Annotated in this window: 21 protein-coding genes; 9 read left to right on the forward strand and 12 right to left on the reverse strand. The window is 73.3% G+C overall.

The window, feature by feature from the left end; translation table 11 throughout:
* Positions 1–95 precede the first annotated feature (95 nt).
* Both DEJ32_RS01745 and DEJ32_RS01750 read right to left on the reverse strand, forming a co-directional pair.
* The gene (locus DEJ32_RS01745) at positions 96–1,427 is read right to left on the reverse strand and encodes a bifunctional o-acetylhomoserine/o-acetylserine sulfhydrylase (RefSeq protein ID WP_110900136.1); all 1,332 of its coding nucleotides are present in this window, start codon (positions 1,425–1,427) and stop codon (positions 96–98) included.
* Between the two features lie 159 nt (positions 1,428–1,586).
* Positions 1,587–2,678: an acyltransferase family protein gene (locus DEJ32_RS01750; RefSeq protein WP_110900137.1), complete on the reverse strand. Its 1,092-nt coding sequence runs from the start codon at positions 2,676–2,678 to the stop codon at positions 1,587–1,589.
* Positions 2,679–2,762: 84 nt separating this feature from the next.
* On the opposite strand from DEJ32_RS01750, the gene DEJ32_RS01755 reads away from it, so the two are divergent.
* The 5 genes from DEJ32_RS01755 to DEJ32_RS01775 are packed head-to-tail and all read left to right on the forward strand — an operon-like array spanning position 2,763 to position 6,170.
* Positions 2,763–3,560 (forward strand): SDR family oxidoreductase, encoded by a 798-nt coding sequence (locus tag DEJ32_RS01755; RefSeq protein WP_110825151.1) that lies wholly within the window; start codon positions 2,763–2,765, stop codon positions 3,558–3,560.
* Positions 3,561–3,603: 43 nt separating this feature from the next.
* Positions 3,604–4,134 (forward strand): phosphoribosyltransferase, encoded by a 531-nt coding sequence (locus tag DEJ32_RS01760; protein ID WP_181420556.1) that lies wholly within the window; start codon positions 3,604–3,606, stop codon positions 4,132–4,134.
* Positions 4,131–4,850: a Type 1 glutamine amidotransferase-like domain-containing protein gene (locus tag DEJ32_RS01765; protein ID WP_110900138.1), complete on the forward strand. Its 720-nt coding sequence runs from the start codon at positions 4,131–4,133 to the stop codon at positions 4,848–4,850. Before DEJ32_RS01760 ends, DEJ32_RS01765 begins: the two co-directional genes overlap by 4 nt.
* A 1-nt stretch (position 4,851) precedes the next feature.
* Positions 4,852–5,538 (forward strand): uracil-DNA glycosylase, encoded by a 687-nt coding sequence (locus DEJ32_RS01770; RefSeq protein ID WP_110900139.1) that lies wholly within the window; start codon positions 4,852–4,854, stop codon positions 5,536–5,538.
* Positions 5,539–5,561: 23 nt separating this feature from the next.
* A complete protein-coding gene (locus DEJ32_RS01775; protein WP_110825149.1) occupies positions 5,562–6,170 on the forward strand; it encodes a GNAT family N-acetyltransferase in 609 nt (202 codons plus the stop codon).
* A gap of 39 nt (positions 6,171–6,209) precedes the next feature.
* On the opposite strand, the gene DEJ32_RS01780 is transcribed toward DEJ32_RS01775, so the two are convergent.
* A complete protein-coding gene (locus DEJ32_RS01780; protein WP_110900140.1) occupies positions 6,210–6,908 on the reverse strand; it encodes a FadR/GntR family transcriptional regulator in 699 nt (232 codons plus the stop codon).
* Positions 6,909–7,123: 215 nt separating this feature from the next.
* Between DEJ32_RS01780 and DEJ32_RS01785 the strand changes: the two genes are divergently transcribed.
* The 3 genes from DEJ32_RS01785 (at position 7,124) to DEJ32_RS01795 (ending at position 10,601) form a co-directional block, all read left to right on the forward strand.
* Positions 7,124–8,626, forward strand: coding sequence for a GntP family permease (locus DEJ32_RS01785; RefSeq protein WP_110891346.1), 1,503 nt, complete (start codon positions 7,124–7,126; stop codon positions 8,624–8,626).
* Complete coding sequence (locus DEJ32_RS01790; protein WP_110891347.1) at positions 8,623–9,165, forward strand: gluconokinase; 543 nt, start codon at positions 8,623–8,625, stop codon at positions 9,163–9,165. Before DEJ32_RS01785 ends, DEJ32_RS01790 begins: the two co-directional genes overlap by 4 nt.
* Positions 9,166–9,284: 119 nt before the next feature.
* A complete protein-coding gene (locus tag DEJ32_RS01795; protein ID WP_110900141.1) occupies positions 9,285–10,601 on the forward strand; it encodes a cytochrome P450 in 1,317 nt (438 codons plus the stop codon).
* A 21-nt stretch (positions 10,602–10,622) separates the two neighbouring features.
* Here DEJ32_RS01795 and DEJ32_RS01800 read toward each other — a convergent pair whose 3' ends face one another.
* The 3 genes from DEJ32_RS01800 to DEJ32_RS01810 all read right to left on the reverse strand — a co-directional run bounded on the left by DEJ32_RS01800 (position 10,623) and on the right by DEJ32_RS01810 (position 13,647).
* A complete protein-coding gene (locus tag DEJ32_RS01800; RefSeq protein ID WP_110900142.1) occupies positions 10,623–11,108 on the reverse strand; it encodes a tetratricopeptide repeat protein in 486 nt (161 codons plus the stop codon).
* A 21-nt stretch (positions 11,109–11,129) separates the two neighbouring features.
* The gene (locus DEJ32_RS01805) at positions 11,130–12,794 is read right to left on the reverse strand and encodes an ABC-F family ATP-binding cassette domain-containing protein (RefSeq protein WP_110891351.1); all 1,665 of its coding nucleotides are present in this window, start codon (positions 12,792–12,794) and stop codon (positions 11,130–11,132) included.
* A 115-nt stretch (positions 12,795–12,909) separates the two neighbouring features.
* Positions 12,910–13,647, reverse strand: a complete 738-nt coding sequence (locus tag DEJ32_RS01810; RefSeq protein ID WP_110900143.1) for a hypothetical protein — start codon at positions 13,645–13,647, stop codon at positions 12,910–12,912.
* Between the two features lie 71 nt (positions 13,648–13,718).
* Between DEJ32_RS01810 and DEJ32_RS01815 the strand changes: the two genes are divergently transcribed.
* A complete protein-coding gene (locus DEJ32_RS01815) occupies positions 13,719–15,158 on the forward strand; it encodes an amidase (protein ID WP_110900144.1) in 1,440 nt (479 codons plus the stop codon).
* A gap of 152 nt (positions 15,159–15,310) precedes the next feature.
* Here the strand turns inward: DEJ32_RS01815 and DEJ32_RS01820 are convergent, their stop codons facing one another.
* The 6 genes from DEJ32_RS01820 to DEJ32_RS01845 all read right to left on the reverse strand — a co-directional run bounded on the left by DEJ32_RS01820 (position 15,311) and on the right by DEJ32_RS01845 (position 21,352).
* Entirely contained in the window at positions 15,311–16,123 is an 813-nt protein-coding gene (locus tag DEJ32_RS01820) for an ABC transporter ATP-binding protein (RefSeq protein ID WP_181420557.1), read from the reverse strand.
* Positions 16,120–16,923, reverse strand: coding sequence for an ABC transporter ATP-binding protein (locus tag DEJ32_RS01825; protein WP_110900145.1), 804 nt, complete (start codon positions 16,921–16,923; stop codon positions 16,120–16,122). Before DEJ32_RS01825 ends, DEJ32_RS01820 begins: the two co-directional genes overlap by 4 nt.
* Positions 16,920–17,819, reverse strand: a complete 900-nt coding sequence (locus tag DEJ32_RS01830; RefSeq protein WP_110900266.1) for an ABC transporter permease — start codon at positions 17,817–17,819, stop codon at positions 16,920–16,922. Before DEJ32_RS01830 ends, DEJ32_RS01825 begins: the two co-directional genes overlap by 4 nt.
* A 2-nt stretch (positions 17,820–17,821) precedes the next feature.
* Positions 17,822–18,775: an ABC transporter permease gene (locus DEJ32_RS01835; RefSeq protein ID WP_110900146.1), complete on the reverse strand. Its 954-nt coding sequence runs from the start codon at positions 18,773–18,775 to the stop codon at positions 17,822–17,824.
* A 9-nt stretch (positions 18,776–18,784) separates the two neighbouring features.
* Positions 18,785–20,284 carry an ABC transporter substrate-binding protein gene (locus DEJ32_RS01840; RefSeq protein WP_110900147.1) on the reverse strand — a complete coding sequence of 500 codons (1,500 nt, stop codon included), beginning with the start codon at positions 20,282–20,284 and terminating at the stop codon, positions 18,785–18,787.
* Between the two features lie 111 nt (positions 20,285–20,395).
* The gene (locus DEJ32_RS01845) at positions 20,396–21,352 is read right to left on the reverse strand and encodes an alpha/beta fold hydrolase (protein WP_110900148.1); all 957 of its coding nucleotides are present in this window, start codon (positions 21,350–21,352) and stop codon (positions 20,396–20,398) included.
* Between the last annotated feature and the right edge of the window lie 73 nt (positions 21,353–21,425).

The raw sequence follows: 21,425 nt of genomic DNA on the forward strand, positions 1-21,425 counted from the left end.
CGTGTTACGTCGCGACGGGCCGCGGAACGCGACGTGGGCGGTTCCGCGCAGCGGTGGACCGCTGCGGGGAACCGCCCACGTTCCGTGCGGCGGGGCTAGGCGCGCAGGCCCGCCTGGGCGACGGCCCGTGCGGCGGCGAGCCCGGCCTCCAGGTCGGCCTTGAGGTCCTCGACGTTCTCGATCCCGACCGACAGGCGGACGAGCCCCGGCGTCACACCCGTCGTGAGCTGCTGTTCGGGCGTGAGCTGCGAGTGCGTCGTCGACGCCGGGTGGATGACGAGGGAGCGGACGTCGCCGATGTTCGCCAGGTGCGAGAACAGCTGCAGCTCGTCCACGAGCGCGCGGCCCGCGTCCACACCGCCCTTGAGCTCGAAGGACAGCACCGCACCGACACCCCGCGGCGCGTACTTCGTCGCGGCGGGGTACCAGGGGCTGGTCGGCAGGCCCGCGTACGCCACCGTCGCGACGTCCGGGTGCCGGTCGAGCCACTCGGCGATCTCCTGCGCGTTCGCGACGTGGCGCTCGATCCGGAGGCTGAGCGTCTCGATGCCCTGCAGGAGCGCGAAGGCGGTGTCAGGGGAGTTCGACGCACCGAGGTCACGGAGCAGCTGCACCCGCGCCTTGACGATGTACGCGACCGCGTCGCCGACGACCTGCGAGAACACCGCCCCGTGGTACGACGGGTCCGGGGTGCTGAACTCCGGGAACCGCTCGGCGTGCTCGGACCAGGCGAACGTGCCGCCGTCCACGATGAGCCCGCCGATGACCGTGCCGTGCCCGCCGAGGAACTTCGTCGCCGAGTGCACGACGATGTCCGCCCCGTGCTCGAACGGCCGGATGAGGTACGGCGTCGCGATCGTGTTGTCGACGATGAGCGGCACCCCGGACTCGTGCGCGACGCCCGCGACGGTCTCGATGTCGAGCACGTTGATCCGCGGGTTGCCGATCGTCTCGGCGAAGAACAGCTTCGTGTTCGGGCGGACCGCGCGACGCCACTCCTCGGGGTCGTCCTGGTCCTCGACGAACGTCGTCTCGATGCCGAGCTTGGCGAGCGTGTACTTGAACAGGTTGTACGTGCCGCCGTAGATCGACGACGACGAGACGATGTGGTCGCCCGCGCCCGCGATGTTGAGCACCGCGTAGGTCTCCGCCGCCTGGCCGCTCGACACGAGGAGGGCGCCGGTGCCGCCCTCGAGTGCCGCGACCCGCTGTTCGACGACGTCGTTCGTCGGGTTCATGATCCGCGAGTAGATGTTGCCCGGCTGCGCCAGCGCGAACAGGTCGCGGGCGTGGTCCGAGTTCTCGAACACGTACGAGGTCGTCTTGTAGATCGGCGTCGCCCGGGCACCCGTCGTCGGGTCCGGAGCGGCACCCGCGTGCACCTGCGTGGTCTCGAACCGCCAGGCGGCTGCGTCGTTCGTGGTCATCGTGGCTCCTGTTCCGTCCGGTCGGTCGTCGGGTCGACCCGCAGCAGCCGGGAGGCCCACCACACCTGGTCGTCGCGGCTCACGCTAACGACGCCGCAGGGCAGGCACCAGCGTGCGTGACGTCGGACGTAACGCGACCGCCGGGTCGTCGGACAGGCGTCAGGCCGGGTCCTTGCGGAACAACCAGTCGACCTTCGGCTCGAGCAGCCACCGCATCCCGCGCCGGACGAACGGCTGCGCGAGGAACAGGCTCACCGCGCACGCGAGCAGCACCATGAGCAGCACGTACGGCCACGCCGAGTGCTCCCCGGCCAGGATCCCGGACTCGCGGATGGGGTAGAGCACGAACGTGTGCAGGAGGTAGACGTACATCGTCGCCGCACCGAACCGGGTCAGCCAGACCGTCCGGCGGGGCACGAGCAGCAGGAACGCCGCCGTGAGCAGCGCCGCGAACAGCATCAGCCCGAAGCGGACGCCACCGGCCCACCACGTGTCCTCGCCGAGCCCGGAGTACGAGTCGTCGTAGAAGAACCAGTGGTGCAGGTCGAACTGCTCGAACTGCGGGGTGAACAGCACGCACGCTGCCGCCCACGCGGCGAAGAGCAGCGCCGCGACGACCCGCACCCGGACCACGACCCGGCGGGGCGCCTCGTACCAGCGGTCGAACACGCCCCACTGCTTGACCTGCCACCCGAGCAGGAAGAACGGCAGCAGGCTGATCGCGCGCGACAGCGAGAGCGTCGAGTCGACGTTGTCGAAGTACCCGACGCCGATGCTCAGCACCACCGCCCAGAACAGCGGCCACCGCAGCTGCGCGAGGTACGGCAGGATCAGCCGGAAGATCCCCAGCGCGAGCAGGAACCACAGCGTCCACGTCGGCTTCGTCGGGTTGAACTCCTTGCCGCCCTCGACGATCCCCTGCACCACGGTCCAGATCGTCTGCATGACGATGTACGGCACGACGATGTCCGTGAACGTCCGCCGCATGCGCTGCGCGGTCGGGGTGTCCGCCGACGAGAAGTACCCGCTGATCACGCCGAACGCCGGCATGTGGAAGGCGTAGATGAACGTGTACAGCGCCAGAGCGTGCTCGCTGCCCGTCGTCTGCCGCTGGATCGCGTGCCCGATCACCACGAGGGTCACCGCGACGAACCGCGAGGTGTCCCACAGTGGGATGCGGCGCTTCGACCGACCCGCCTCGAGCGGAGCGGCCGGGACCGAAGGCGCGGGAGGAGCGGCGTCCGTCGTCATCTCCCGCACGTTACCGTCCGGCGGCCCCCGGCGTGTCGGTAGCGTTGACGACACCCCGCACCACCGACCACCACGAGGAGCACCATGAGCAACCGTCGAGCCGTCGTCACCGGAGCCAGTTCGGGGATCGGGGCCGCCACCGTCCGGCGCTTCCGCCAGCACGGGTGGGACGTCCTCGCGGTCGCGCGCCGGGCCGACCGGCTCGAGGCGCTCGCCGCGGAGACCGGTGCGGACACGCTCGTCGTCGACGTCACCTCGGACGCGGACGTGTCGGCGCTCGCCGCCCGCGTGGACGAGCTCGGCGGGGCGGACGTGCTCGTCAACAACGCCGGGGGAGCGTTCGGCTCGGCGTCCGTGGAGGAGTCCGACGTCGAGGACTGGCGCGCGATGTTCGAGGTGAACGTCCTCGGCACGAAGCGGGTCACCGCGGCGCTGCTGCCGGCGCTGCGCCGCCGTGCGGCGGCGACGGGCGGTGCGGACGTCGTCACCGTGACGAGCACGGCCGGGTTCGTCACCTACGAGAACGGCGGCGGCTACGTGGCCGCGAAGCACGCCGAGCACGCCCTCGTCGGTGTGCTCCGGCTCGAGCTCAACGGCGAGCCGATCCGCGTCGTGGAGATCGCCCCCGGCATGGTGAAGACCGAGGAGTTCTCCGTCGTGCGGTTCGGCGGCGACACCGCGGCGGCCGCGGCCGTCTACGACGGGGTCGAGGCGCCGCTCGTGGCGGACGACGTCGCCGAGGCGATCGTGCACGCCGTGGAGCTGCCGCCGCACGTCAACCTCGACCTCGTGACGGTCCGTCCGGTGGCGCAGTCGGCGCAGCACAAGCTCGCCCGCGGGCCGCTCACGCCCAAGGGGCAGGCCGCAGCGCCCGGGCGGTGACGACGGGTCGCGGGCGGCGCATCCCTGCCGGTACCGTGGGCGGATGCCGATCAGCAGCGAACCAGCGGAGCCGTCCGCCTCGTCGACCGTGACCGTGACGAGCGGACCGGAGGTGCTCGGCTGGCTCGAGTTCGGCGACGCCGCACGCCTGCTCGCCAAGGACGTCCTGTCCGCCGGGTTCGAGCCCGAGGTGGTCGTGGCCGTGGCCCGCGGCGGGCTCATCATCGCCGGTGCCGTGGCCTACGCGCTCGGCACCAAGGAGTGCGGCTCGATCAACGTCGAGTTCTACACCGACGTCGAGCAGCGCCTCGAGGAGCCGGTCGTGCTCGCGCCGGCCCTCGACGCGTCGAGCCTCGCCGGCAAGCGGGTCCTGGTCGTCGACGACGTGTCGGACTCCGGCCGCACCCTCGCGCTCGTGGTCGACATCATCCGGAACGCCGGTGCCGACGTCCGCAGCGCCTGCCTCTACTCCAAGCCCGGCACGGTGCTCGAGCCCGACCACGTGTGGCGCCGGGTCGACGGCTGGATCACGTTCCCGTGGAGCGCCCTCGCGCCGGTGACGGCCGAGTCGTGAGCATCCACCTGGTCGGCGGCGGCCCCTTCGTCGCCGCGGACGTCGCCGCCGCCTTCACCGCCGAGGCCACCGCTCGCTCCGCCGCGGTCGGGCGCACCGTCCCCCGCATCGCGCTGCTGTCCGTCGCCGGTGCCGACGGCAGGTCGCCCGGCTCGACCGCCGACATCGCCGAGGTCCTCGGCGGTGCCCGTGCGGCCGAGGTCCTCGTCACCGAGGTCCCCGCCGGCGGGGTCTTCGACACGACGGTCCTCAGCGACGTCGACGCCCTGGTCGTCAGCGGCGGCCGGACCCCGGACTACCTGGACGCCGTCACGCCGCTCGTCGACCAGATCCGCCTGCTCGTGTCGGACGGTCTGCCGTACCTCGGGTACTCCGCCGGTGCGATGATCGCCGCGGACCGCGCCCTGGTCGGCGGACACCGGATCGGCGGCGTCGAGGTCTGCCCCGAGGATGCCTCCGAGGGCCTGGACGAGGTCGAGCTCCGCGAGGGACTCGGACTCGTCGACCTCACCATCGACGTGCACGCCGCGCAGGCCGGCACCCTCGCCCGCCTCGTCGCGAGCGCCGAGGCCGAGTTCGTCACCGCGGGTCTCGCCATCGACGAGGACACCGCGCTCGTCGTCGGCGAAGGTGCGCTCGAGGTCCGCGGCACCGGGAGCGTCTGGCGGGTGATGGCGGGCGAGGAGTTCGTCTCGGTCGCCACCATGGGCGCCTAGCGTGCAGCCGAAGCCCCTCGCGGAGCTCGTCGACCCCGGCTGGGCCGAGGCGCTCGCCCCGGTCGAGGACGAGGTCCACCGGATCGGTGCGTGGCTCCGTGCCGAACACGAGGCGGGCCGACCGTACCTGCCCCCCGGGCCGGCGGTCCTCCGTGCCTTCGAGGACCCGTTCGACCGCGTGAAGGTGCTCGTCGTCGGGCAGGACCCGTACCCGACACCCGGGCACCCGATCGGCCTGTCCTTCGCCGTCGCCCCGCACGTGCGCCCGGTCCCGCGGAGCCTGCAGAACGTCTACCGCGAGCTCGCCGACGACCTCGGCGTGACGCCACCGCCACACGGCGACCTGCGGGCGTGGTCCCGGCAGGGCGTGCTGTTGCTCAACCGGGTGCTCACCGTCGGCGTGGGCGCGCCCGCCAGTCACCGCGGCAAGGGCTGGGAAGCGGTCACCGAGCAGGCCGTCCGGGCCCTCGTCGCCCGCGACCGTCCCCTCGTCGCCGTGCTCTGGGGCGCGCAGGCGGCGTCGGTCCGGCCGTTCCTCGGCGACACCCCGGTCGTCGCGTCGGCCCACCCGAGCCCGCTGAGCGCGTCCCGCGGGTTCTTCGGCAGCCGACCGTTCTCCGCCGTGGACGACCTGCTCGCCGCCCAGGGCGCGGACCCCGTCGACTGGACCCTGCCGACCGAGCCGTGACGGGCCTCCCGTAGGCTCGAACCGTGCTCGAGGAGGAATACCAGCAGCGGCGGACCCTGCCGCGACACCTGCGTGCCCCGGCCCCGCCGGAACCGGTCTTCACGTACGCGATCCGACCGGCGACGACCGCGGACCTGCCCGAGGTGCGCGAGATCCACACGCACTACGTCCGGAACTCCTCGGTGACGTTCGACGCGGCGGCCTTCACCTTCGCCGCGTGGAAGCGCCGGTACGACGACCTCCAGCGGCGGAAGCTGCCGTTCCTGGTGGCCCAGGCGCCGTCCGGGCAGGTGCTCGGCTACGCGCTCGTCGAGCCCTGGAACCCGCGGGACCGGTCGAACCACGTGGTCGAGGACTCGATCTACCTCGGGGCGGCCTCGGGCGGGAAGGGCCTCGGCCGGGCACTCATGGAGGCACTGCTCGAGGCGTGCCGGGCGGCCGGCGTGCGCGAGGTCATCGCCGTGATCGCCGACCGGTCCGCGGACGCCTCGATCCGGTTGCACGAGCGGCTCGGCTTCGAGGAGATCGGCCGGATGGGACGGGTCGGCTTCAAGTACGACCGATGGCTCGGCACGGTGACGATGCGCCTGCGGCTCCGGGGTCTGCGCAGGCGGCCCTCCGGCGGGCGCTGAGCGAGCACCGGTCAGCGAGCACCGCTCAGCGAGCACCGGTCAGCGGGCCTCGGCGACGAACTCGTCGCGCGTGGTGCGCACCAGGGCGGCGGCCGCGTCGGACGCGAGTCGGGCCTCCCGGTCGACGACCGCCTGGCCGACGGCCTCGTGTCGGGCGGCGGCCTCGGCGGTCCATCGGGTGATGGTGTCACGGGACTCGCTCGTCCGGGTGCGGAGGAGCGCCTCGACCGTGTGCGCGAAGTGCGCGAAGACCGTGTTGCCGGATCCGGTGAGCAGGGCACGGTGGAAGCGCACGTCCGCCTCGAGGTAGGCACGTCCGTCCCCGCGTCGGACGGCCTCGACCATCTCGCGGGCCGCGACGAGCACGGCGTCGGCGGCCGGACCGCCCCGGTCCGCGGTGAGGGCGGCGGCGACCGGCTCGATCCCGAGCCGGAGTTCGAGCAGTTCGCGTTGCTGGGTGAAGTACGCGTCCGAGGCCCCGCGCCAGCGGATCACCGAGGGGGCGAGGAGCTCCCAGTCCGACGACGGCAGCACCTGGGTGCCCACCCGTTGGCGTGGCCGGACCATGCTGAGCGACTGGAGCACGCGGAGTGCCTCGCGGACGACCGATCGTGAGACGCCGAACTCGGCGGCGACGTCCTCCGGTCGGAGCACCGTCCCCGGGGCGACCGCGCCGTCGACGATGCGCTGCCCGAGCGTGTCGAGCACGTGGGCGTGCAGGCCGCGGGGTGTCGGCATCGTTCCTCCTGGTCGGACCGTCGGGTACGGGTGTGTGACGCGGACCCCATTGCAGCGGCAGACTGCGCGCAGGACGAGCTGGCGCGCGGGCGTCGACGATGTAGTCTGATTAATCAGATTATTGGTTCGACGGTCGGGATGGACTGCGACCGGCCCGGACCAGCCACCAGCAGCAGGACGGCGCAGCGCAGGAGCTGCACCAGGAAGGGGCGCAGATGCCTCACCTCCAGACCTCGGCGGCGGGCACCCTGCTCGCGGCGGGCCCCGAGCCGGTCGAACCGTCGGGCACGATCCCACAGCTCGTCATCGCTGCCCTCGTCGGCATCGTGGTGATCATCGCGCTCATCACCTGGCTCAAGGTGCACCCGTTCGTCGCCCTGACGATCGGCGCGCTCGGCGTCGGTCTCGGCGCGGGTCTCGCCCCGGAACAGACGGTCACGAGCTTCGGCAACGGCTTCGGCGCGACCATGACGAGCGTCGGCATCCTCGTCGGGCTCGGGTCGATGTTCGGCAAGCTGCTCGTCGACTCCGGCGCCGCCGACCGGGTCGTCGACACGCTGGTCCGCCGGTCCTCGGCCGCCGCCCTGCCCTGGACGATGGCGCTCATCGGCGCGCTCATCGGCCTGCCGATGTTCTTCGAGGTCGGCCTCGTGCTCCTCATCCCGATCATCGTGCTCGTCGCGAAGCGCAGCGGCGTCCCGATCATGAAGATCGCGATCCCGGCCCTCGCCGGTCTGTCGACCATGCACGCGTTCGTCCCACCACACCCCGGTCCGCTCGTGGCCGTCTCGACGGTCGGCGCGGACCTCGGGACGACGCTCGCCTTCGGCATCGTGCTCGCGGTCCCCGTCATCGTCGTCGCCGGTCCGGTGTTCGCCCGCTTCGCGGCACGCTGGGTCGACGTCCCCGCTCCGGACATGTTCGGCTCACGGGACGCGGACCCCGCGCACTCCGGCCGGGAGGCACGCCGCGGCTCCGCCACGCAGGACACGGCGTCCCTGCCGAACGGGAAGAGCGACTTCACCCGGGTCATCAGCGAACCGCGCAGCCCGTCCTTCGCGGTCGCCCTCGTCGGCATCCTGCTGCCCGTCGTGCTCATGCTCGCGCAGGCGATCCGCGAGGCCACGGTGCCGGACGCCGGCGGCGCGTGGGTCGGCGTGCTCGACTTCCTCGGCACGCCGATGATCGCGATCGGCATCGCCACCGTCTACGCGATGGTGTTCTTCGCGGTCGGCGGTGGCATGGACCGGTCGGCCGTCGCGAAGTCCCTCGAGAGCGCCCTGCCGCCCGTGGCCGGCGTCCTGCTCATCGTCGGCGCGGGCGGCGGCTTCAAGCAGGTGCTCATCGACACGGGCATCGGCGGCGTGATCGCCGACGCCGTCCAGGAGTCCGGCGTGTCGGTGCTGCTCGTCGCCTGGGTGGTGTCCGCGCTCGTCCGGGTCGCCACCGGGTCCGCGACCGTCGCGACGGTCACCGCCGCGGGCATCATGGCCCCGATCGCGCAGGACCTCTCGTCCCCGATGACCTCGCTGCTCGTGCTCGCCATCGGTGCCGGGTCGGTCTTCCTGTCGCACGTGAACGACGCCGGGTTCTGGCTCGTCAAGGGCTACCTCAACACGACCGTCGGGCAGACCTTCAAGACGTGGTCGGTGCTCGAGTGCCTCATCTCGGTCACCGGGCTGGTCGGTGTGCTCGTCGCGGGGGTCTTCATCCGATGAGCGGACACGCGACCGACCAGCAGCCGGTACCGCTCGACGCACGGGTGCTCGTGGTCATGGGCGTGTCCGGTTCGGGCAAGTCGACGGTCGCCGCGATGCTCGCCGAGGAGCTCGGATGGGCCTTCGCCGAGGGCGACGACATGCACCCCGCGACCAACGTCGCGAAGATGCAGGCCGGGACGCCCCTGAGCGACGAGGACCGGTGGCCGTGGCTCGACGTCGTGGCCGGGTGGATCCGCGGACACCTCGCCGCCGGTACGAACGGGGTGGTGACCTGCTCCGCACTCAAGCGGTCCTACCGGGACGTGCTCCGGGCCTCCGGGGTGGTCTTCGTGCACGTCGCGGGGGACCGGGCGCTCCTCGGACAGCGCATGTCGTCACGGTCCGGGCACTTCATGCCGACGTCGTTGCTCGACTCACAGCTGGCGACGCTCGAGCCGCCGCAGGCGGACGAGGTCCACGTCACCGTCGCGGCCGACCGTACCCCTGCCGAGGAGTGCGCCGAGGTGCTGCGGGCGCTGGCGCCCCGGGCCGCGTGAGCAGCGGGCGCTCCGGCACGCGCTGACCGGTCCGCCCGTCACTCCGAGCCGCCGCGCGTGCCGGGCAGGCTGGGCGGCCCTTGGGAGGACGGCCGGGCGGCTCCCGGCAGCATGGGCGCATGGCGATCGACGACTCCGTGTCCCTGCTCACCCGCGGTTACGGCTTCGGCGCCCACATCTGGCGGCGTGCGTCGGACGGCGCCCGGGCGGTGCCGATGCGGTTCCTGTTCAAGGACGCCCTGCTCGTCCGCGGCAGCGAGGCCGTCGACCTCTTCTACGACGGTGACCGGATCGCCCGCCACGGCGCGATGCCCGCGATCGTTCAGCAGACCCTGTTCGGTGACGGGTCGGTGCACAGCCTCGACGGGGACGAGCACCGGCACCGCAAGGCCACGTTCCTCGACGTCGCGTACGAGGACGAGCAGGTCGCGCGGCTGACCCCGCTCTTCGCGGAGGAGTGGCAGCGCGAACTCGACGACTGGCTCGCCGGTGGGCGCCGGTCCGCCTACGACGCCGCGGTGGGCGCCTTCGGCCGTGCGTCGATGCGGTGGGCGGGACTGCCCGGGACCGCCGATGCGAAGACCCGCTGGGCCGCCCGCCTCGCGCAGATCGTCGACGGGTTCGGTGCACCGTACTCGCCGGAGTACCTGCTCGCCGCGGCCAACCGCTGGTGGTCCGACCGGCACGCCGAGCGACTCATCCGCGCGGTCCGGGCCGGCGAGCTCGAGCCCGCGGAGGGCACTGCGCTGTACGAGTGGGCGTGGCACCGCGACCGCTCCGCGCTGCTCCTGCCCGCGGCGACCGCCGGCGTCGAGCTGCAGAACAGCATCCGTCCGATGATCGCCGTCGCCCGGTTCGTCGCGTTCGCCGCCGCGGAGCTACACGACCGCCCGGAGTGGCACGAGCGCATCGCCGAGGAGGCCCGCAGCCGTGAGTCCCTCGTGGACGGCCCGGTGGCGACCGCGTTCGCGCAGGAGATCCGACGGACGGCGCCCTTCGTCCCGATGCTGCCCGGCTGGGCGACCGAGGACGTCGAGCTCGACGGCGAGCACCTCGCCGCGGGTGGTCGGGTCGTCCTCGACATCCTCGGGACCGACACCGACGAGGCGTCCTGGGCGGAGCCGGAGCGGTTCGACCCGACGCGGTTCCTCGGCGTCGACGACTACGAGGCGATCCCGACCTTCATCCCGCACGGCGGAGCGGACCCGGCGACCGGCCACCGGTGCCCCGGGGAGAAGCTCGCGATCGCGGGGCTCGCGGCTGCCGTGGCGACCCTCAGCGACCCGCGACTGACCGTGCTCGACGAGGGGCTCGGGGTGAACCGACGCCGCCTGCCCACCAAGCCGGCGTCCGGAGGGAAGGTGCGGGCCTCCCGGTCCGACGGCGGCGCGACCCGGTCGGGCGGCTGCCCGTTCCACCGTGTCGGCGGACACTGACCGCGGTGTGGCGCTGCCCGGTCAGTCGCCGGTGAGCGCCGCCGCGTACGCGCGGACCGACCGGCTGTAGCGCGGCAGCGTCGGTTCGATGGTCTCGAGGGCGAGCCGCAGCGCCTCGTCGCACCGTCCTGCGCTGTGCAGGGCCAGTGCGAGGAACACCGCCGGCGCATCGCCGACGGCCGGGTGTGCCGGTGCGGCCCGGAGCATGGCGATCGCCTCGTCCGTCCGACCGAGGTTCCGCAGCGTCGAGGCGTGCTGGATCACCATCTGTGCAGCACGGGTCGGGTCGACGGTGTCGAGGCCCGCTGCCGTGGCGCGGGAGTACTCGACGTCCGCCTCGGCCTCCTGCCCACCGGAGTCGTGGGCGCCACCGAGCTCGAACGCGCCGAGCGCCGGGTGCGGTGCCGTCGCCGCGAGGGCACGCATGCGCCGGATCCGGCCCTCGTCGTCGACCTGCGTGTCCGCCCACAGGGCGTCGACGCGCTCTTCCCACTCCGCGAGGTCCATGAGCCCACAGTAGGGCGGGTCTCAGCCCTCGGTGACCCGCCCCGCCTCGACCCGCCACTGCCGGTCGAGCTGCACCGTGTCGAGCATCCGCCGGTCGTGCGTGACGAGCAGCAGCGTGCCCTCGTAGGACTCGAGCGCCTGTTCGAGCTGTTCGATGGCGACGAGGTCCAGGTGGTTCGTGGGTTCGTCGAGCACGAGGACGTTCACCCCGCGGGCCTGCAGCAGCGCGAGTCCGGCGCGGGTGCGCTCGCCGGGGGAGAGCTCACCGGCGGCACGGCCGACGTGGTCCGCCTTCAGCCCGAACTTCGCGAGCAGGGTCCGGACGTCCGCGGTGTTCATCTCCGGCACGAGGCCCTCGAACACGGCCGCGAGCGACTCGGTCCCCGTGAACAGCGACCGGGCCTGGTCGACCTCGCCGATCGCGACGCTCGACCCGGTGGACGCGGTGCCCGTCGTCGGCTCCTGGCGCCCGAGCAACGCGCGGAGCAGGGTCGACTTGCCGGCGCCGTTCGGGCCCGTGATGCCGATCCGGTCGCCGCCGTTCACCTGCAGCGACACCGGCCCGAGCGTGAAGTCGCCCTGCACGTACGTGGCGTCCGACAGGGTCGCCACGACGGCGGAGGACCGCGGGGCCTGGCCGATGGTGAACGCGAGCTGCCACTCCTTGCGCGGCTCCTCCACCTCGTCCAGCCGGGCGATGCGCGACTCCATCTGCCGGACCTTCTGCGCCTGCTTCTCGCTCGACTCGCTCGCGGCCTTGCGGCGGATCTTGTCGTTGTCGGGCGCCTTCTTCATCGCGTTGCGCACGCCCTGGCTGGACCACTCGCGCTGCGTCCGCGCACGGGACACCAGGTCGGCCTTCGTCGCGGCGTACTCGTCGTACGCGTCGCGCTTGTGCTGGCGGGCGATCTCGCGCTCCTCGAGGTACGCGTCGTACCCGCCGCCGAACAGCCGGTTCGAGGACTGCGCGAGGTCGAGTTCCAGGACGGCCGTCACCGAGCGGGCGAGGAACTCCCGGTCGTGGCTGACGAGCACGACACCGCCGCGGAGGCCGCGGACGAACTCCTCGAGCCGGTCGAGGCCGTCCAGGTCCAGGTCGTTCGTCGGCTCGTCGAGCAGCACGATGTCGAAGCGTGAGAGCAGCAGTGCCGCGAGGCCGACCCGTGCCGCCTGCCCACCGGACAGCGACGTCATGAGCGAGTCCGCCGTGACCGAGCCGTCACGCGCGTCGAGCGTCAGACCGAGGTCGGCGAGCACCACCGGCATCCGCTCGTCGAGGTCGGCGGCACCCGAGGCCAACCAGCGCTCGAGCGCGACCGAGTACCGGTCCGCCGCGGCATCACCGGCGTCCGGCTCGCCGAGCGCCAGGGCCGTCGCGTCCATCTCCGCCGCCGCCTCCGCACAGCCGGTCCGTCGTGCGACGTAGGCCGCGACCGTCTCGCCGGGCACGCGCTCGTGCTCCTGCGGCAGCCACCCCACGAACGCGTCGGTCGGTGACAGCGAGACGGTCCCGGCCAGCGGCTCGTCGACCCCGGCGAGCAGGCGCAGCAGCGTCGACTTCCCGGCCCCGTTCACCCCGACGACGCCGATCACGTCACCGGGTGCGACCGTGAGGTCGAGGGAGTCGAACAGCGTGCGGGCGGCGTAGCCGCCGGCGAGCCCCTTGGCGACGAGCGTGGCGGTCATCCGTCCATCGTCCCACCTCGTCGGGCCGGCCATGGACCGGACGGGAGGCGCGGTGCGCGCCCGTCCGGTGCCTCCCGTCGGGTGTGCTGCGGGGCTTCGAGGTGCTGCGCGCGGACTAGCCGGGTGGAGTGACACCAGGCCGTTCCGGACCAGTGTCGTCCAACGGCACCGCCGCGTCGAAGGCGATGGTGAGCAGGGACAGCTCGTCGCGCGGGAGCACCGCGGTCAGGAGACGGCCGTCGTCGAGCTCCGCGGCCAGGCCGAGCACGAACGGGTCCGTGTCGAGGAGCAGTCCCGGGCGTTCGGCGCCGTCGACCAGGACGGGGTGCCCGGACTGGACGCTCCGCTCGTCGACCAGGGTGGGCCAGGTGTGCTCGGCGGTCAGGTCGGGGAGGGCGTGTTCGTCGCGGTACTGGTTGACGAGGACGTTCTGCACGTGCTGGACGAGGGTCTCCGCCGCCGTGGGACGGGTCGGACCGGGTGCGGACCAGTGCGTCTGGACCGCCTCCCAGAGCATCGGGTAGCGCAGGCGCTCGACGGTCGCGACGAGCCAGTCCGGGCGCGGCCACGGCGGGACCTCCTCGAGCGACCGCCGCCGCTCGTCGTCCAGCACCGCCAGGTTCACCGGGTCGTCGCGGTCGTCGGGGTTCCGCCAGAGCGTGTACTGCCGGGACACGGTCGCACCGACGAGCACACCGTCGGACTCGCTGGTCTGCACGCCGAGGGAGCCGGAGTCCTCGAGGTGCCGCTGCGCGACGAGACCGGCGACGTCGAACCCGAGCGCACGGACCGCGGCCCGCTGCTCGAGCTCCGGGTCGGGCGCGTCCACGCCGAGCACTCCGCCGAAGTCCATGCGGCGAGCCTGGCCCCGGACCACGGCACGGTCAAGGACGGAGTCCGACCGCGTCCGCCTAGGCTCGGTCCGTGTTCGAACTCCACCACCTGTCCGCGCAGGAACTCTGGGACTGGATCCGCCGCGGCGACGCCACCGCCCGCGAGGTCACCGACCACTACCTCGCCCGGATCGAGCGGCTCGACCCGCAGCTCGGCGCGTTCGTCACGGTCACCGCCGATGCTGCACGTGCCCGGGCCGACCACCTCGGCGACCTGGTGCCGACGTCGCGACCGCTGTGGGGCCTCCCGTCCGGGGACAAGGACCTGACGGACCGTCGCGGCGTCCCCACCCGGTCGGGCACCGCCGCCCTGCCGGGAGATCCGGCGGAGGCCGACCACCCGCTCGTCACCGCGCTCGACCACGCCGGGGCGATCAGCCTCGGCAAGACGGCCACGCCCGAGTTCGGGATGTCGTCCTCGTCGGAGACGCGGTTCGGCACGACGCGGAACCCCTATGACACCACACGCGCCCCGGGTGGGTCGTCGAGCGGTGCCGCCGTCGCCGTGGCAGCCGGACTGCTGCCGGCTGCCGTCGGGTCGGACGGTGGCGGCTCGGTGCGGATCCCCGCGGCGGCCACCGGCCTGGTGGGGCTCAAGCCGAGTCGCGGCCGGGTGCCGTCCATGCCCGGACGCGCCGGGCTGGGCGGACTGGCCGTCGCCGGACCGCTCACCCGGACGGTCGCCGACGCCGGGATGCTCCTCGACGCGCTCGTGGCACCGACCGGGCTGCCGGAGCGCCAGCCGTACGCACTCGTGACGCCCGACGTCGGCGACGGCCCCTTCACCGCGGCCGCCGTCCGGGGCGAGGGCCGCTTCGTCGTGGGCCTGCTCGAGGGCTCGCCGTGGGACGACTCCGTGGACGTGGTCGTAGACCCGGCCGCGCGCGATGCGGCCGACACCGCCGTCCGCGTGCTCGGCGAGGTCGGGCACGGGGTCGAGGACGTGGCGATGCCGCGCGTGCCGTACGCCGAGCCGTTCCAGGTCGCCTGGGAGTCGTCCGGTGCCGGGATCGCCCGGATCCCGGGCATCGACCGGCGTGCCCTGACGCCCCTCGTCGCCTGGTTGGTGGAGCGCGGGCGGGCGCTGACGAGCACGCAGGTCCTCGATGCGATGGCCGGGCTCGACGCGTTCTCGATCGCCCTGATCCGGGCGTTCGACCGGTTCGACGCGGTCCTCACGCCGACCCTCGCGATGACCCCGCGGCCCCTCGGCTGGTACGGCGACGACCCGGAGGAGGACTTCCGCCGCCAGTGCGCGTACTCGCCGTGGACGTCCATGGCGAACGTGTCGGGTCTGCCCGCGATCACGTTGCCCGTCGGGATCACGGCCGAGGGACATCCCGACGGCGCGGGCCTGCCGATGGGCGTGCAGCTGATCGGGCGCCCGGGCGGCGAGCGGGTGCTGCTGGCGATCGGGGCGCAGCTCGAACGGCGGCTGCGCTGGCAGCGGAGGCACCCGGCGGGCTGGTAGCGCCGTCGACGCCCCTGCGCCGAGCGCCGAGTGCCCTGCGCCGCCCGTCGCGGTTCCACAACCCGCCGCTCGCGCACCGTCCAGGTTCCACGATCGTCGCATCCGGCGCCGCGAGATGCCGCGGTTCTGGAACCCGGGGGAGGAGCGCGCCGCTACGGCAGCGTCGGTGCCGCCGCGACCAGCGCCCGCGTGACCTCGTGGGCGGGAGCGTCGAGCAGGGACACCGGCCCGTGCTCGACGATGCGCCCGGCGCTCATCACGGCGACGGTGTCGCACAGCCGCTGGACGACGCCGATGTCGTGCGAGACGAGCACGAGCGTCGCGCCGAGGTCGTCGACGAACGAGCGGAACAGGTCGATCACCCGCGCGCGGACCACCACGTCGAGGGCGCTCATCGGTTCGTCCCCGAACAGGATCCGCGGACGGTGCACCACCGCCCGCGCGATCGCGATGCGCTGCCGCTGCCCGCCGGAGAACTCGTGCGGGTACCGGTCCGCGGCGTCGGCGGGCAGGTCGACCCGTTCGAGCACGGCGGCGACCATCGCCCGGTGGTCGCCCTCGATCCGCAGCGCCCGGAGGGGCTCGGCGACGATGGCGCCGACGCGCATCCGCGGGTCGAGCGAGGCGACCGGGTCCTGGAGGACGACGCCGGTCTCCCGCCGGTACCACCTGCCGGCGGCGGCCGATGCGCGGGCATCCACGGGGCGGCCGGAGGCGTGCACGGTGCCGGTGGAGGGGGCCTCCAGTCCGGCCAGCAGACGGACGAGGGTCGACTTGCCGGACCCGGACTCACCGACGATGCCGAGCCGGGAACCGGCGGCGACGGTGAGGTCGACGCCGTCGACGGCGGTGCGGAGCGCGCCGGGTTCGAACGGTCCGCGGCGGGGGAGTCGGTAGGTGCGGTGCAGGTCGGCGGCGGCGAGTGCGGGTGCGCCCGCAGCGGCCGGTGCGGGGAGGTCGGTCACGGGGTCCTCCTGGCGGTGGCGCGGGCCGCGTCGACGAGCGCCGCGGTGGCGAGGTGCCGGGGCGCGGCGAGCAGGTCGGCGACCCGGCCCTGCTCGACGACACGTCCGGCCTCCAGCACGACCGCGGTGTCGGCGATCCGGGACAGCACCGCCAGGTCGTGCGTCACGAAGAGCATGCCGGCCCCCCTGGAGGCGGTGAGCGACTCGAAGAGGTCGAGGATCCGGGCCTGCGTGGTGACGTCCAGGGCGGTGGTCGGCTCGTCGGCGACCAGCAGGTCCGGTTCCCCCGCCACCGCCATCGCGATGCAGACGCGCTGCCGTTGGCCGCCGGACAGCTGGTGCGGGTACTGACGGAGGAGCAGCTCGGGGTCGGGCAGGCCGACGTCGCGCGCGAGGCCGACGGCGGCCTCGGCGGCCGCCCGGCGGTCGAGCCCGCGGTGCAGGCGCAGCGGTTCGGCGATCTGCTTCCCGACGCGACGGATCGGGTCGAGTGCGGTGCCGGGCTCCTGGAACACCATGCCGATCGCGGCGCCGCGGGTCCGCGCGCGCTCGCGGTCCGACAGCCCGACGAGCTCACGCCCGTCCAGGCGGATGCTGCCGGTGACGGCCGCACCCGCCGGTTCCAGACCCATCAGCGCGAGCGCCGTCATGGACTTGCCGGACCCGGACGCGCCGATGACGCCGACGCGACGGCCGGGAGGCACGGCGAACGTCACGTCGTCGAGCACCGTCCGGTCGGCGATCCGGACCGTCAGGCCGCGGACGTCCAGACCACGCGAGGTGGGGGCGTCGGCGGTCATGCGACGCCCTCCGACCCGGTGACGCCCGGGACCCGGTCAGCAGGGCGGGCACCGGGGACGTCGCCGTCCCGTCGGCCGGCGCTGAGCCGGGGGTCGGTCGCGTCGCGGACGGCGTCACCGAGGAGGGAGAGCGCCGCGACGACGACCGCGATCGCGGCACCAGGCCAGGTCGCGCTCCAGGGGTGGACACCGATGTAGGTCTGCAGGTCGGACAGCAACCGTCCCCACGAGGCCGTGCCCGCGTCGGCGCCGTAGCCCAGGTAGGACAGGCCGGCCTCGGCGAGGACCGCCGTCGCCATCGCGAGGGACAGCTGCACGGTGAACAGGGGCGCGGCGTTCGGGACGAGGTGCCGGAAGAGCACGCCGGCCGGACCGACGCCGGAGGCCCGCGCTGCGACGACGTAGTCGCTCCGCGCGATGCGGCGGATCTCCCCGCGGGCGACGCGGGCGATCGTCACACCGGAGGCGAGTCCGACGGACACGACGACGACGCCGAGGGAGCCGCCGTACACCGCGGTGAGGAGCATCGCCGTGAGCAGGGTGGGGAAGGCGACGAGCACGTCGAGCAGCACGGCCGTCCCCTCGCGGACCCAGCGGGCGGTGAGCGACCCGATCGCGGTGAGGACGACGCCGACGACGCTCGCGATGACGCCGGAGCCGACCGCGACGACGAGCGTGGTGCGGGTCCCGGCGAGCAGGTAGCTGGCGATGTCGCGGCCGACGGCGTCGGTGCCGAACCAGTGCGCGGCGCTCGGTCGACCCCACTGCGCCGCGGGGTCGGTGCGGAACGGGTCCTGCGGTGTCCAGACGAGCGACACGGCTGCGAGGACGACGAGCAGCCCGAGGACGACCACGGCGAAGAGCCCGGTCGGGGTGCGGAGCAGACGACGGAGCACGGTCACGATGCGGCCTCCCGCTGCCGGGGGTCGAGCGCACGGTGGAGCACGTCGACGGCGAACCCGACGAGCAGCACCAGACCGGTGAGGACGAGGAGTTCGGACTGCACCTTCGTGATGTCCCGCCGGCCGACGTCGGTGACGAGCATCCGGCCGACGCCCGGGAGCGAGAAGACCTGTTCGACGACGACCGCTCCGACGAGCAGCCCGGCGATCTGCACCCCGAGGACGGCGAGCACGGTCAGGGCGACGCTGGGCAGGCCGTGCCGGAGCAGAGCGCGGGTCTTCGTGAGCCCGACCGCTGCGGCGGTCCGGACGTGGTCGGCGTCGAGGACGGACAGCGTCGCCGAGCGGGTGAAGCGCAGGATGACGGCACCCTCGACCGCACCGATCGTCAGCGCGGGGAGGACGAGCGCGGCGAACGCCCGGCCCGGCGTCCGCCAGCCGTCGAGCGGGAAGCCCTGCACCGGCAGCCAGTGCAGCGTCACGGCGAACAGCGCGACCAGGAGCAGCCCGGCCCAGACCACCGGGACCGCCGCGACGGCCTGCGCGGCGAACGAGATCACCGCCCCACCCGGACGGCGGCGGAGGACCGCGGCGAGGACCCCGAGCGGGACGCCGACCACGAGGGCGGCGACCAGGGACATGCCGGCCAGCGGCAGCGTGACCGCGAGCTTCTCCGCGATCTCCGGTGCGACCGGCCCGCGGGTCACGAGCGAGTTCCCGAGGTCGCCGTGGAACAGCCCGCCGATCCAGTCGAGGTACTGCAGGACGACCGGACGGTCGAGCCCGAGCTGCTCCCGGAGCGCTGCGACCTGCGCGGGCGTCGCCTCGGCCCCGGCGACGACCTGTGCGACGTCCCCGGGGAGCACGCGCAGCGTCCCGAAGACGATCAGGCTCGCCACGAGCAGGCCGACGGCGAGCAGGAGCACCCGCCCGACGAGGAATCGGGTCACGGTGCGATGCTACGAGACCGCGAGGTCCGCCAGGTCCAGCCGGGTCGTGGTGCTGTCGAACGGGAAGCCCGAGACGCCGTCACGGACCGCGGTCGTCGTCGTCGCGGTGTACAGCCACTCGGCAGCGGCGTCCTCGCTGACGATCCGGGCGGCCTGTCGCAGCGCCTGGACCTTCTCGTCCTGGTCGGTGGTGGCGAGGGCCGCGGCGTACAGCCGTTGCACCTGTGCGTTGTCGTAGCCGAAGTAGTAGTCCGGGTCCGCCCAGTTGCCGAAGTCCCGCGCCTCGGTGTGGTTGACCATGCTGAGGTCGAAGTCCTTCTTCGTGAACACCGTGTCGAGCCAGGTGGCGAAGTCCACGCGCCGCACCTTCAGCGTGATGCCGACGTCGGCGAGCTGCGAGGTCAGGACGTCGCCGATGGCCGTCGGGTAGACGTTCGCGTACGTGAGGGTGAGCGTGGGCTTCGTGACGCCGGCCTGCCGCAGGAGCTTCCGCGCCGACGCGGGGTCGTACGCGTCGACGTCGGTCAGGTCCTGGTAGCCGGGGTCGAGCGCCGGGATGGGGCCGCCCTGCTCGACGCCGCCGCCGCCGATGGCCGTGATGACCGCCTTGGGGTCGATCGCCTGCCGGATCGCCTTGCGCACGCGGACGTCGTCGAAGGGCGCCTTCCGGTCGTTGAAGGCGAGCGTGTACTTGTCGGTGGTCTTGCCGGTGTGCAGGGTGATGCCGGAGGTGCCCTCCAGCTGCCCCTTCAGCGTGCCGTCCACCGCGGTCTGGACGTCGAGGTCCCCACCGGCCATCGCGTTGACGGCCGTGGACGGGTCGGTGATGTACCGGAAGACGACCGTGCCGACCTTCGCCTTCGGACCCCAGTAGTCCGGGTTCCGCTTGAAGGTGAGCGAGTCGCCCTGCTTCCAGTTCGCGACCTCGAACGGCCCGGTGCCGTTCGCGGTCTTCGTCCGGTCGCCGTCCGCGCCCTGCTCGAGCACGAGCCCGGCGCGTCCGGTCAGGTTCCACAGGAGTTCGGAGTCGGGCCGGGTGAGCCGGAGCTGCACCTGGTCGTCGCCGGTCGCCGTCACGGTGTCGACCGAGGCGAGGTCGTCCGCGTCGACGTAGGAGTCGTTCGCCTTGACGTCCTCGAGCGAGGACACGACGTCGTCCGCCGTGAGCGGCTCGCCGTCCTGGAAGGTGACGCCCTCGCGGAGCGTGAACGTGTACGTCAGGCCGTCGTCCGAGACCTCGTGCGAGGACGCCAGCACGTCGCGGATCCCGCCGTCGGCGGTCCGGCCGACGAGCCCCTGGTAGACGTTGTCGATGAGGACCTGGTCGAGCGCGTTGCCGGACTGGGTGCGGATGTCGAGGCTCGTCGGTTCGAGCACCAGGCCGACCCGGACCGTCGCATCGGGACCGCCACGGGTCTCGTCGGGGCTGCCGGAGCAGCCGGCCAGGGCGACCGAGGTCGCGACGACGAGTGCCGTCGCGACGAGTGCGGTGCGGTGGAGCGGACGCATGCTGGGTTCCTTCCCGGAGCCGGGCCACGCAGGGTCCGGAACGAGGGCGGCGTGACGACGGTCGTCAGCGGCGCTCGGACGAGGCTACCGGGATGCGTCGCACCGGCGGTGTCAGGGCTCCGACGAAGTCGAGGGGGGTTCTTCGACGCGGTCCGACAAACCGTGCGTGGTCGCCCAGGACCGGATGGCAGCGGCGAGGGGCAGCGGCGCCTGTGTCTGCACCGCGTGCCGGGACGCGACCGTGACGATCGTCGCGTCCGGCAGCCGTTCGGCGAAGGCCTGGTGCAACCTGGGGGAGACGTACCCGCGGTCCCCGCGCACGAGCAGCAGCGGTACGTCGAGCTGCTCCAGGTCCGGCCAGGCGTCGGCGAACCGCCCGACCGAGGCCGACCGTCCGGTGCCGAGGTGCGGGAAGTGGTGGCGTCGCACCAGCCGACCGTCGGCACCGACCCGGGTGGTGTGCCGGGCCTCGCGGAGCAGCGTGGGTCGGTCGTCGCCGACGCGGGCCGCGATCGCCCGGTCGACGACCTCGTCGAGGTCCGCGAACGGTTCCTCGGCCTCCAGTGCGCGGGCGATCCGGTCGACGGCGCGCTGCGCGAAGTCCGGGGACATGTCGACCAGCACGAGACCGGTGACCCGCTCCGGTGCGAGCGCGGCGAGGCGGGCGGACAGGATCGCGCCGAGGGAGTGCCCGACGACGATGCCCGGCGGGACGTCCAGTGCGTCGAGCGCGGCGAGGACGGTGGGGGCCGTGGTGGTGGCGGCGTAGTCGGCGTCCGCACGCCACGCGGACCGCCCGTGCCCGGGCAGGTCGAGCGCGACGGCCGGCTCGTCGACGGCGATCGCGGTCTGGTCGAAGCTGTGCGCGTCGATGCCGAGCCCGTGCAGGTAGGTGATCCGGGCCTCCCGAGCGGGGACCGGCGGACCGGTGCGCGACCAACGGATCGCCGACACGTCACCACCGGGGACGGTCGGCACCACCTGCCGGGAGGCGCGGAGTGGCTCCGTCACGCCGCTCGCGGCGGCCAGGGCGGGGACGTCGGAGAACTCGTCATCGTGCACGGACACCGTCCCAGTGTCGCAGCCGACGCGGGCTGTGAGATGACCGTCCTTCTCTCCTTAGGTAAGGCATGCCATACTC

Origin of the sequence: Curtobacterium sp. MCPF17_046 (assembly GCF_003224295.1) — a bacterium.
Taxonomy (GTDB): Bacteria; Actinomycetota; Actinomycetes; order Actinomycetales; family Microbacteriaceae; genus Curtobacterium.